10 protein-coding genes are annotated in these 12,381 nt (G+C 27.8%); 5 read left to right on the forward strand and 5 right to left on the reverse strand.

Going from position 1 to position 12,381, the window contains the following annotated elements; translation table 11 throughout:
• Nucleotides 1-189 precede the first annotated feature (189 nt).
• A complete protein-coding gene (locus LLF98_RS00085; protein ID WP_291699710.1) occupies nucleotides 190-942 on the forward strand; it encodes a YoaK family protein in 753 nt (250 codons plus the stop codon).
• Between the two features lie 124 nt (nucleotides 943-1,066).
• Here the strand turns inward: LLF98_RS00085 and LLF98_RS00090 are convergent, their stop codons facing one another.
• From LLF98_RS00090 to LLF98_RS00105, 4 genes are all read right to left on the reverse strand, one after another.
• The gene (locus tag LLF98_RS00090) at nucleotides 1,067-1,891 is read right to left on the reverse strand and encodes a RelA/SpoT domain-containing protein (RefSeq protein ID WP_291699594.1); all 825 of its coding nucleotides are present in this window, start codon (nucleotides 1,889-1,891) and stop codon (nucleotides 1,067-1,069) included.
• 214 nt (nucleotides 1,892-2,105) lie between these two features.
• Entirely contained in the window at nucleotides 2,106-3,521 is a 1,416-nt protein-coding gene (locus LLF98_RS00095) for a DEAD/DEAH box helicase (RefSeq protein WP_291699596.1), read from the reverse strand.
• Nucleotides 3,522-3,677: 156 nt separating this feature from the next.
• Complete coding sequence (locus LLF98_RS00100; protein ID WP_291699598.1) at nucleotides 3,678-4,484, reverse strand: MBL fold metallo-hydrolase; 807 nt, start codon at nucleotides 4,482-4,484, stop codon at nucleotides 3,678-3,680.
• A 294-nt stretch (nucleotides 4,485-4,778) separates the two neighbouring features.
• Nucleotides 4,779-5,801 (reverse strand): DUF3800 domain-containing protein, encoded by a 1,023-nt coding sequence (locus LLF98_RS00105; RefSeq protein ID WP_291699600.1) that lies wholly within the window; start codon nucleotides 5,799-5,801, stop codon nucleotides 4,779-4,781.
• A gap of 615 nt (nucleotides 5,802-6,416) precedes the next feature.
• On the opposite strand from LLF98_RS00105, the gene LLF98_RS00110 reads away from it, so the two are divergent.
• From LLF98_RS00110 to LLF98_RS00125, 4 genes are all read left to right on the forward strand, one after another.
• Entirely contained in the window at nucleotides 6,417-8,903 is a 2,487-nt protein-coding gene (locus tag LLF98_RS00110; protein ID WP_291699602.1) for a CoA-disulfide reductase, read from the forward strand.
• Nucleotides 8,904-9,189: 286 nt separating this feature from the next.
• Nucleotides 9,190-9,864 carry a hypothetical protein gene (locus tag LLF98_RS00115; protein ID WP_291699604.1) on the forward strand — a complete coding sequence of 225 codons (675 nt, stop codon included), beginning with the start codon at nucleotides 9,190-9,192 and terminating at the stop codon, nucleotides 9,862-9,864.
• Between the two features lie 277 nt (nucleotides 9,865-10,141).
• The gene (locus LLF98_RS00120) at nucleotides 10,142-11,056 is read left to right on the forward strand and encodes an LD-carboxypeptidase (RefSeq protein WP_291699605.1); all 915 of its coding nucleotides are present in this window, start codon (nucleotides 10,142-10,144) and stop codon (nucleotides 11,054-11,056) included.
• 26 nt (nucleotides 11,057-11,082) lie between these two features.
• The gene (locus LLF98_RS00125; protein WP_291699608.1) at nucleotides 11,083-11,910 is read left to right on the forward strand and encodes an SH3 domain-containing C40 family peptidase; all 828 of its coding nucleotides are present in this window, start codon (nucleotides 11,083-11,085) and stop codon (nucleotides 11,908-11,910) included.
• 238 nt (nucleotides 11,911-12,148) lie between these two features.
• On the opposite strand, the gene LLF98_RS00130 is transcribed toward LLF98_RS00125, so the two are convergent.
• Entirely contained in the window at nucleotides 12,149-12,361 is a 213-nt protein-coding gene (locus tag LLF98_RS00130; RefSeq protein ID WP_291699610.1) for a hypothetical protein, read from the reverse strand.
• Nucleotides 12,362-12,381: the final 20 nt, after the last annotated feature.

Below are 12,381 nucleotides of genomic sequence, written 5' to 3' on the forward strand. Positions count from 1 at the left end.
TGTATATAACTCCTTTCTGAGGTATATGGTGGTTTTGTTTTTAGGCAATTCAATTTTACCATAAATCAGTGAGGAGTTATTTTATTCTGTTAAAAAAATATCCCGCATTTATGCGGGTTTCGGCGTTTCGCAAACGCCTAAATAAATGTTAAATTGAAAGGAGACTTTTTAATATTGATTATTAAAGACATGAATATAGTTAAGAAAATTAAAAAAACAATTCAAGTACCACCTAAAACTTCTGAATCTGTTCAGCTCGGAGTTCTTCTTGCCATAGTTGGAGGCTTTTTAGATGCTTATACTTTTATCTGTAGAGGTGGTGTTTTTGCTAATGCTCAAACTGGAAATATTGTGCTATTTGGTGTAGAAGCTACAAAAGGAAATTTCAAACAAGCTTTTATGGCTTTCCTACCAATTTTAGCTTTTATAATCGGAATATTAGTAACTGAAAAAATAAAAGACTTTAAATTCCCATCATCTACTTCCGTTACATATTCAGATCGTATTATTTTACTCATTGAAATCCTAGTTCTTTTTGTTATAGGATTTATACCAACCACTGTACCAGATGCATTTGTGACCATCCCAATTTCATTTGTTTCTTCAGTTCAAATTGCTTCATTTGCAAAATTGGTTGATTCACCTTATAGCACCACCATGTGTACAGGCAATTTGAGATTTGCTTCACAATCCGCTTATAAAGCTTTTGTAAAAAAAGACAGTAACTCAGCCACTAAAACTGTTCGCTACGCAATGGTAATAGTTTCTTTTATAATTGGATGTTGTTTTTCTGGAATATTAACTTCACAATTTGGAGTTAAATCAATATGGTTTGCTGTAATAGTATTGATTTTATCTTTCAGCTTATTTAGCATAGATGAATATATATTTAAATCCTACGAACGAAAACAACAGGAAAATCACAAAAGAAATCTTTTTTAATACTCCTATGAATTATTTAGAAGAATAGTCTATTATTTTGCCCTTTTAAGCTAAAATTAAAATTTACTATACGAATAAATCTTATTTTGTAGCAACAATAAAAAATAATTATTACTAATTTACATTATAGATTGTTTTCTATATCATTTTTGTTGACTTGTTTTTTTAATTTAACTATCTCTGCTTCCTGTTCTTCTATTACTTTTTTATAATTTAGCTCTTTATCTCCCCATTCCTTACTTAGATTATTAATTAGTGATGCCATTTCATCTGCACTTCCTACTATTCTATTGAATAATAACAAATTAGATTGAAGAAGTTCAGGAATTTCATTATGTGAATACCTAAGTCTATGGTCTATTTCCCCATAACCTTCTTCAAAAATTGTTCTAACTTGTATTTCTGCAATAACCTTTTGGCTAGTTGGATAAAATTCTACCAAATAATGTACGGAACGATATCCCGAAGCTTTTGACCTTACCTCAATGCTTTGAGTTTCAAAAACCTCTATATTATCTCCATCTCTAACATTTGCAGTTATCTCTATAACCTTCCAAGTTTTTGAAATAAATTCATGTATTTCTTGCCATTGATCTTTAAATATATGTATAACCCTTATTCCTATCAAATCATTTATTTCATTTTTATAGTTATCTACTGTAAATTCAAATTCATCACCATATTTACTTTTTCTGTCAGTGGTCTTTCTTATAACCTTTTCTATTAATCTATCTGGCTCTTTAATTCTAGACTTAACTGAATGTACCATTTCTTGTGAACGTAAAATATTCGCTATAAACTCTGCTTGATTTTCATATGAGTTTTTATATTCAATATAATCTTCATAAATTTCTTTAAGATTATCAATATTAATATTATTTCCAGTAATTATTTCCTTAGATTGTGGATACTTTAATAGAAATTCATCTATGTTAAAACTTTTTTTCAATGTTGCACCATCCTTTTATTTTCTCAATTATTCATATAACTTTATAATTACTATATTACATTAATTTCATTAGCTTATATAGAAACTTTATTTTTTTGATTTATATAAATTTAGCTAAAGTAAAACTTTACTCTTAAATATCTAACTTTATAATAAAAAAACACCTACAATATTATTTCTAATACTGTCGATGTTTATAAAACTTATATAAATTCTATTTAAAACTTGTTCTTCTAGTTGAATTCTTCTTTGGTCCAACTGTAGTTTTACGTGCATTTAGATTTCCTGTTGCTCCAGTTTTAAATGTACTTTTATTTCCTGATGTTGTTGTTTTAGGTTTGTTTGTATTTCCTGTTGTTGCAGCCTTATTTGCATTTGCATTTCCTGTTGTTGTAGTTTTAGATGTATTTTGACTTCCTGTACCTCTAGCCTTAGGAGTATAGCCAGATCTAGCTCTATTCCCAGTAGCTTTAGTCTTAGGACTTGGTGTTAGATTTACCATTGGAAATTTATGTGCTTCAATTACATCTATTTTCTTTTTAATCAATTTTTCTATATCTTTTACATAAGGTATTTCATCTACATCACTAAATGATATAGCTATTCCACATTGCCCTGCTCTACCTGTTCTTCCAATTCTATGTACATAAGTTTCTGGTATATTAGGTAAACCATAATTAATTACATGTGACAATTCATCAATGTCAATTCCTCTTGCTGCTATATCTGTAGCTATTAACACTTGTATTTTTTTATCTTTAAAGCTTTGTAGTGCTTCTTGTCTAGCATTTTGAGATTTATTTCCATGAATTGCTTTTGCTCCTATTTGTGCATCTTCTAAATACTTTACTAATCTATTAGCATCACTTTTAGTTCTTGTGAAAACTAATGCTGATTTAATTTCATCTGTTTTTAACAAACTTATTAATAACTTTTTCTTGTTAGTTTTATCTACATAGTAAAGTGATTGTTTAATCTTATCAGCTGTCGATGATACAGGTGCTACCTCTACTACAACTGGGTCTACCAAAAGTGTACTTACTAATTTTTTAATTTCAGTAGGCATAGTTGCTGAAAAGAATAACGTTTGTCTTTGTTTAGGAATATATCTTATAATTTTTTTCACATCATTTATAAATCCCATATCTAACATTCTATCAGCTTCATCTAATATGAATATTTCTATTTCACTTAAATCTATAATTTTTTGATTCACTAAATCATTTAATCTTCCTGGTGTTGCTATTAATATATCTACACCGTTTCTCAATACTTCTTCTTGTGGTTTTTGTGATACTCCACCAAATATTACTGCATACTTTAAGTTTAAATTCTTACCATATGATTGAAAATTATCATATATTTGTATAGCTAGTTCTCTAGTTGGTGTTAAAATTAGCGATTGTATTTTTTTCTTCTTTACATTCTTACTTGAATTATGTAATAGCTGTAGTGTAGGTATTGCAAAAGCAGCAGTTTTTCCTGTTCCAGTTTGTGCACATCCAAGTAGATCTTTTCCAAGTAAAATCGATGGAATCGCTTCTTCTTGTATTTTACTTGCTTCTTTGTAATTTTCGTCTTTCAATGCTTTTAATATTGGTTCTATTATGTTTAATTCTTCAAATTTCATATATTATATATCTTCCCTCTTTTTCTTTAGCACAACAAAAATGGCCATGATTAATAGCCATTTTTAATAATACTTAAATCTATTTTCCTAAGTATAACATGATTTACGTTATATAGATAGCTTTATATTATATCTCTTTTATTAATTCTTATATAATTACCATTGTATTTCTAAACCCACTCCAACTTCTTTTATAGGCAAAGTCTTATGGATTTCCGCTTTAACAGTAAATGAAGTGCAATGACAAGGATATAATTCTTTTACATCGTTCTCCTTAAAATACTCAATAGTCTTACTTACTTGCTCAGATACCTCAAATAAATGAAAACCACCTATAATTCCAAGTACTCTATTATCATTACATACCTCTTTAGCATATTCTACTATATTACAAATTCCACTATGAGAACATCCTGAAATAATATAAATACCTTTTTCACTTTTATATACAAGTGCTGTATCATCCCTTACATAATCATCAATCCAAGTTTTATCATCTATTTGCTTACCAATAGGTTTTCTCTTTTCAAAGTCTTTAACTTGTGGTATCTCACCTAAGAATATTATATTTTCACTAAGTTTAACAGGTTCCTTTGATAAAATTAAGTTACACTTTTCTTTTAGTTCTTCCTCTAATATAGGAGAACAAATTTTGAAATTATCAACAGCTTTTTCCTTAAATGCATCTGGATGAGCTAAAATTGATATTCTGTTTTTATGTTGTTTGCTAAAATAATATTTCAATCCTTTTGTGTGATCATCATGTCCATGAGAAATAGCAATAGTTTTTATTTTATCTAAGTCTATATTAAATGCCACTAGATTCTTCAAAAACAAATCAGAATATCCTACATCGAATAACAAACTAACATCTTCATCCTCTATGTAATACGAAACAGCAGGTTCACCACAGTAATACTGATCAATATATGTATTATTATCTACTAATACTTTTAATTTCATTCTTTTTCTCCTCGTATAATTATAAATAATTCTAAGCATTTGTAACAATTGCTACTCTTAATTCTACTATTCTGTAGCAAATACTGTCCCTTTATTATAACATAATTGTATTTATTAGGATTTATAATTATATAATTATGTATACTTATCCTTAACTGGTTATACTTTTCATAAATCTCCTAGTGATTTTTTACATAAAACAAAAGAGCTATCTTAAAATAATTTGTATTATTAGACAGCTCTTTTGGTTTATAGAAATTAGCTATTTCTACCATAATAACTTTGTATAATCATTTAATTCTCTGCAACCCTTGCCTTCTTCTCAATTCCTTTCATTTTAAAATCTATATCTGAAAGAATTTTGAATATTATATTATCACTTTTCCTACTCAACAAAGCTTCTTCTAATTGCTGATTCAACAATTGAATTTCATTAGCTAACTCATTAATTTCTTTTTGTTTTTCATTGATTTTCGTATCTTTAAGTTTTACTTCTCCTTTTAATTTTTTTAATTCTTTGTTGAATATTTCCATACTATTATAAGAAATCTTTTCTAATTGTTTATTGACTATCCCTATTGGTGTATCTTTATAAATTTTATACTCTATTGCATTGAATATTTCATTTGTATCACCATATTCAACATATGGTATTAGTTTACTATCAATTTCTCTTAACCCATTTGAGACTCTAAATAGTATATTATTTAATATATTTGATACTTCTATACCTAACCCATATGTTTCATTATCCTTTTCAGAGACAATAAATGTATTAATTTTAGCTTGGATATCCTCTAACCTACTCAAAATTCTACTTCTTTCATTATATACATCAAAAAAACTTTGTTGCATTATATAGCTATCCTTATCTTTCCTAGATTCCATAATTATTCCACCGCATTCTGCATTTTTATTTATAATGAATGAGTAAAAACTTTTTAATAAATTCCTAATTGCTATATAATATGAACCTTTTACATCATTAATATCTTGTTTTATTGTACTTGATATTATAGTAAATTCTAAACTTTTAAATAGCGAGGGTAGTTCATTTATAAATTCTTTTCTTTTCTCTTCATCATTTTTGTTCAAAACCAATTTTCTAAGCATAATATCATCTAAAAAAGTATTATAACTGTTGTTAAATACTTCTTTCTTATATTTATTTAATTTCGTTTTTAAATCACATTTTTTATCTTTTAAATCAATACAATAATCATATTCAAATATTATTCCAACCATTGAAAAATTGTTAATTGTGTCTGTACTTAAAAAACCTCTCTCATCAACAAACATAATATATTTTTTACCCATCTAACTCTCCCCTTTAACATATAATTAATTACACCATCACATTTATTTAAATGTCTTATAATTAGTATCTCAATTATTCATGCGTGTATAAATCTACTTACCTAAACATTCTATTACATAGTTATGTTGCATAATTTTGCATGTTAACGTTGTCATGTAAAGGAAGTTTATTGATTTATATTAAATTCTCATATCCATTTAAACAATATTTTTTTACTTATCCCATTTATTCCACCCCATTTTTTATTTGATATACTTATAGTTTGTTATACTTAATATTTATTCTACACAAACTCATTTTTCCCTCCAATTATTTAACATTGATTACAATAATTTTAATAATAATTAAATAAAGGTATCTTTACGTTGCGATTATATTATGTAATACTAAATTAGTATATGTTATGTAACTATATAAGTTGCAGTAAAGAGTTTATAGTAGCATTAACTTTTTAAGATTGAAGTTGCTCTCTACAATATAATTTCATTATCACAACTTATATAGCTTATATATATTAAAAATATTTTCGAAATGGTAATTTCATATCTTTGTAATATTAATTGATAAATTAGGAATAATTGAAAAAATAGATAAATTACAAGGGAGAGATTCTTATGAATAAAAAGATTATTATTGTTGGTGGGGTTGCAGGTGGTGCATCTACAGCAGCTAGACTTAGAAGATTAGATGAAAATGCTGAAATAATTATGGTGGAAAAAGGTGAATATATATCTTTTGCTAACTGTGGACTTCCTTATTATATAGGGAAAACTATTGATGAAAGAGGAAAATTAATTGTTCAAACAGTTGAAGAAATGAGCGAAAAATTTCATTTAGATATAAGAAATCTAAATGAAGTTTTAAGTGTAGATAAAGAAAATAAGAAAGTTAAAATTAAAAATCATAAGACAGAAGAAGAATATGAAGAAAATTATGATGTTTTAGTTTTATCTCCAGGGGCAACTCCATTAAAACCACAAATACTTGGAATAAATGAGTGTGACAATTTATTTACTCTTAGAAATATACCTGATACAGATAAAATTAAATATTATGTAGATAATGTAAAGCCTAAACATGCAACTGTAATAGGGGGAGGGTTTATAGGTCTTGAAATGGCTGAAAATCTTCATGCTAGAGGCATAGAAATTACTCTTGTAGAAGCAAGTGAGCAAGTAATGGCTCCACTTGATATAGAGATGGCAAGTATAGTGCATGAGCATTTAATAGACAAAAATGTAGAGCTAATATTGAGAGATGGAGTAGCAGGATTTAAAAACAAAGGAAAAAAGATAGTTCTAAATAGTGGAAAAGAAATTTCAACTGATATGATTATATTATCAATTGGAGTGAAACCAGAAACTACAATTGCAAAAGAAGCTAATCTTAAGTTAAATGAAAGAGGAGCTATTGTTATTGATAAATTCATGAAAACTTCTGATCCTAATATATATGCTTTAGGGGATGCAGTTGAAGTAATGGATTTTGTAAATAAAAAGCCTACAATGATTCCACTTGCATGGACTGCTAATAGACAAGGAAGAATAGTTGCAGATAATATATGTGGAAGAAATGTAGAATATAAGGGTATTCTTGGATCATCAGTTGCAAAGGTATTTGATTATACAGTTGCAACAACTGGAAATAATGAGAAGATATTAAAAAGATTAGGCATAAAATATGAGGCAATTCATATTCATCCAGGTTCTCATGCAGGATATTACCCAGGTTCTTTTCCTATAACATTAAAGATGTTATTTGATCCAAAGTCAGGGAAAATATTTGGTGCTCAAGGTGTTGGTATTGATGGAGTAGAAAAACGTATAGATGTACTAGCTACTGCCATAAAAGCTAATCTCACAGTTTTTGATTTACAAGACATTGAGCCTTGCTATGCACCTCCATATAATTCAGCTAAAGATCCAGTAAATATGCTTGGATACTATGCTTCTAACATTATAGAAGGTATTACTGAAATAATTCAGTGGTATGAAATAGATAAATTAGATAAAGATAACTCAATAATTATAGATATAAGAGAAGAATTTGAATTAGTTACAGGTAAATTAGAAAATTCTATTCATATTCCCCTTGAAGAATTAAGAGATAGATTAAATGAAATACCAAAAGATAAAAACATATATGCTACATGCCAAGTTGGGCTTAGAGGATATATTGCTTGCAGAGTCCTTGAACAAAATGGAATCAAGTGTACAAATATAGATGGAGGCATGAAGACATATCTATATATAAAAAGGGCAGAAGAAAGCATCAAAAATCAATATAAAAAGAACAAAGAAATAAAAAATGAGGTAGCTGCAATGAAAATAGAAAATTTTAATTTATCACAAATAAATGCTAATATGACTTTAAATGCATGTGGGCTTCAATGTCCAGGGCCAATAAAAAGAGTATTTGAAGAAATTAAAAAAATGGAAGATGGAAATGTTTTAGAAGTAAAAGCAAGTGATCCAGGGTTTAGCAAGGATATAAAATCATGGTGTGATTCAACTGGAAACACTTTATTAAAATCACAATTTAATAATAAAGAAAAAGCGTGTGTAGCTTATATACAAAAGGGAACAGGAGTAGTATCAATTAAAAAAACCTCTTCACCAGAAGTTGCAGAAAAAAATGGGGCAACCTTAGTAGTATTTAGTGGAGATTTAGATAAGGCAATTGCTTCATTTATAATAGCAACAGGTGCAGCATCTATGGGTAAAGAAGTAACTATGTTCTTTACATTCTGGGGACTTAATATATTAAAGAGCAAAGACAAACCTAGTGTAGCTAAGGATACTATGGAAAAAATGTTTGATGTTATGTTACCAGCACATCCAGGAAAATTACCATTATCACAAATGAATATGATGGGAATGGGACCTGCAATGATAAAGCAAATAATGAAAAAGCATAATGTTGATGATTTAGAAACTTTAATAAAAAATGCAATAGATATGGGAGTTAAAGTAGTTGCCTGTGCTATGAGCATGGACTTAATGGGAATAAAAAAAGAAGAATTTATAGGTGGAGTTGAAATAGGCGGAGTTGCTTCATACTTAGGGTCAACAGAAGGGTCTGGATTGAATTTATTTATATAAGAGTTAAAATGATTTTGGTAAAAAATAGTAAAAAGTAGTTTGTAGTAGAAATTTTACAGACTACTTTTTGTGTTGTAAGTAAAATTGTAACATATAGATTATCTGAAAATAAATCAATGGGAAGTGTGTTATTTTATAATTAGTGTCGTTTGAATTCGACCTAGAAATAAGGAAGAATTAAAAAAATAATCTCGTTAGTTATTTGTGAGTCTACTAATACATAGAATAATAATGTAGGGACTCTAGCATAGTTCCAATCAATTTTAAGGTATGAAGGAGAAATAGTATGGATAATTTAGATGGATATTCTTCTATTGAAGAGTTTATATCCAATAAGTTAATGAACTTTGCCAGAGAAATTATAGCAAGCAAAAGCATTACTCCAATAATTTTTTCTGAAAAAGAAATCAATGAGCTCATAGAATTGAGCAAAAAATACCTAGAAGATGACAACCCAGCTTTAAAAAGCAACATTGAGGTTGAAATTATAAATGGTAAAATTCAAATACATGTTTTAAATAACATGTTTAAGCTTGTTCCTGTTAAGTTTATTGTAGAATCAATAGCAGGCATCAACAATAATAAAGTGGTTTTATGGATAGATAAAATTAAAACTGGATTTGTAAGTATTCCTATATCATCAGGACTAAAAAGTATTAGAGAATTCTCGAGCCAGTATATTAATATTGACGAAGAAAATAAATGTATTATATTAAATATTCATTTACCTGACAATATAAAGCTCAAATCTATAAATATAAATAATAAAAATTTAGAATTATATATTGAGTTTTCAATTAAATCTAAAGAAGATTTATTTGAAATTGCAGAAATATTTCCTGAAGATCTTAAGCAGCAGATTAAAGATTCGAGTATTAAAAAATTGGGTGATGTTTGGGAAAGTATTCTTTCTGATGTTACTAATTTTATAAAGAAACAAAAAAATGAAGACATGGAGTAATTAGAGGACTTTAAAGTGATAGTTATTTTTTTATGTGCCTTAGATATCTTATTAAAAAACCGTATTATTCAAAATTGAATGTATAATTTCTCCTTTTTGTTCTGTAAAAATTATATAGAAGATATAGCATAATTCCAATCAACTATAATATTCACAATAGCTATTATAGATCTTATAATAAATACTAAATTATGAATATATTGATGATGAAGTCACTACATTTTGCATAAATAAAATGTGGTGACCTTTTTATTAATCGAATAGGGGAGTGTTGTAAATGATAAGACCAAAACCTTTAAAAAAAGGAGATAGGATAGGATTAATTGGCGCTTCAAGTCCAATACCTAAAGATAGAATAGAACCTTCTATTAAAGCTATGGAAGACTTAGGCTTTGAAGTTATACTTGGAGAAAGCTGCAGAGGACATCATGGATTCTTATCTGGAAGTGATGAACTTAGAGCAAAGGATATAAATAACATGTTTGAGGATAAAAGCATTAAAGGAATTTTTGCCATAAGAGGTGGATATGGTGCTGCTAGACTTTTAGATGTGCTAGATTATAATATGATTAAGAAAAATCCAAAGGTATTTGCAGGATATAGTGATGTAACGGCTCTTCACAATGTGTTTAATGAAAAATGCGAACTTATAACTTTTCACACACCAATGGCATCAACAGAATTTTATAAAGGCGTAGATGATTATACAATCAATTATTTTAGGAAAAATATATTTAGTGATGAGCCTTTAGGAATACTTAAAAATCCAGAAGGGCAAGAAATTAAAACATTAGTTGGAGGAAAGGCAAAAGGAAAATTAGTTGGAGGGAATCTTTCTTTAGTAGTTTCTTCAATGGGAACTGCATATGAGCTTGACACAAAGGACAAAATATTATTTCTAGAAGATGTAGATGAATATCCATATAGAATAGATAGAATGTTATTGCAATTAAAACAATGCGGAAAATTTAAAGATGCAGCAGGAATTATTTTAGGTGCATGGACAGATTGTAAAGCAAATGAAGGCGATAATAGCTTAACTTTAATGGAGGTATTTGAAGAACTTATAAAAACAGAAAACAAACCTACAATTTATAACTTGGCTTGTGGACACTGTATGCCTACTATGAGCATTCCTTTAGGTGTAAAGGTGAAGATTAATGGAGATAGGGGTGAGATCATTGTACTTTAGAAATAGAAATCATAGGGGGTTATTCAATGAAGTATGCAATAGTAAATAAGGATATTGGAGTATTAAAAAGTGAACCTAAAGAAGTTTCAGAAAATGCTGATGAAGTTTTATTTGGAATGAATGTTGAAATAATTAAAGAAACAGAAAATAATTGGTTTTATGTAAGAACTCATTATAATTATGAAGGTTATATAAAGGGAGATAATTTAATAATTAATGATGAACTTTCAAAGAAATGGAAAAAAGATAAAAATATTGTGGTGATTAATTCTTTTGCAGATGTACTTAATAAAGCAGAAGCATCTGGATATGAAATTGCAAGTGTAACAAGAGGCGCTAATTTAATTTCAACAGATGAAATAAGTGAAAATGAAAGATTTCTAAAAGTGAAGTTACCTAGTGGTGAAAAAGGATGGATAAGAAAGAGTTTTACATCAAATTTAATAACAGACTATGAAATAAAAAATGAAGAAAAGCTTAGAGAAAATTTAGCAAAATCAGCTCTAAGCTATCTTGGAACTCAATATAGATGGGGTGGAAAATCACCACTTGGAATAGATTGTTCAGGTCTTTGTTCAATGGCATATATGTTAAATGGAATATTAATTTATAGAGATGCAGATATAAAAGAAGGCTTTCCAATAAAAGAAATACCTTTTGAAAATATAAAAAAAGGAGATTTAATATTCTTCCCAGGACATGTGGCAATGTATTTAGAAGATGGAAATTATGTTCATTCATTAACAAGTAATGATGTTGTAAAAATAAACAGTTTAAATGAAGATGCCGAAAATTATAATGAATATTTAGGGACATGTGCTAAGCGGTTTGGGAGTATATTCTTGATTGTTTAGCATAGCCAATTTCCCCTATCATATAAGTATTTACTGATACACTTATATGATAGGGGATGGCTATGTTTTTTTTCTATACTTTTTTCCTGGTAATTTAATCTTTGGATAACTTGCTCTTTTTACTGTCCGTAAGTCAGGATGAAAGTGATATTAAGCACTGGGATACAGCATCCTCAAGTTATGTTAAATATAATACAGTGTAAGTGTTTAAAAGGTAATATTTTTGTTTGATGAATCTTCAATTTCTATGTTTAATAAAAGTTCTATATATAATCCAAATGTATGAAATAAGAAAAATTATCCAAAGCAAAGAAGTATAATTAGAGAAAAAGTTTGAAAAATAGGTTCCAATAAGTATTCCAAAAGAAATAAGAGTTATTTTTAAAAAGCCATAATCTAAAACAGTATACTTTTTAGCAGCACCTAATAGTTTATTTATTAAATTTTTCATTACACTAACCCCCTTTGAAC

The sequence above is a fragment of the Clostridium sp. genome, assembly GCF_021372645.1.
Lineage (GTDB): Bacteria > Bacillota > Clostridia > Clostridiales > Clostridiaceae > Clostridium.

Coding starts and splice junctions, on each gene's coding strand:
- LLF98_RS00085 (WP_291699710.1), top strand. CDS start 190: ATGAATATAGTTAAGAAAATTAAAAAAACAATTCAAGTACCACCTAAA.
- LLF98_RS00095 (WP_291699596.1), bottom strand. CDS start 3,521: ATGAAATTTGAAGAATTAAACATAATAGAACCAATATTAAAAGCATTG.
- LLF98_RS00100 (WP_291699598.1), bottom strand. CDS start 4,484: ATGAAATTAAAAGTATTAGTAGATAATAATACATATATTGATCAGTAT.
- LLF98_RS00105 (WP_291699600.1), bottom strand. CDS start 5,801: ATGGGTAAAAAATATATTATGTTTGTTGATGAGAGAGGTTTTTTAAGT.
- LLF98_RS00110 (WP_291699602.1), top strand. CDS start 6,417: ATGAATAAAAAGATTATTATTGTTGGTGGGGTTGCAGGTGGTGCATCT.
- LLF98_RS00115 (WP_291699604.1), top strand. CDS start 9,190: ATGGATAATTTAGATGGATATTCTTCTATTGAAGAGTTTATATCCAAT.
- LLF98_RS00120 (WP_291699605.1), top strand. CDS start 10,142: ATGATAAGACCAAAACCTTTAAAAAAAGGAGATAGGATAGGATTAATT.
- LLF98_RS00125 (WP_291699608.1), top strand. CDS start 11,083: ATGAAGTATGCAATAGTAAATAAGGATATTGGAGTATTAAAAAGTGAA.
- LLF98_RS00130 (WP_291699610.1), bottom strand. CDS start 12,361: ATGAAAAATTTAATAAATAAACTATTAGGTGCTGCTAAAAAGTATACT.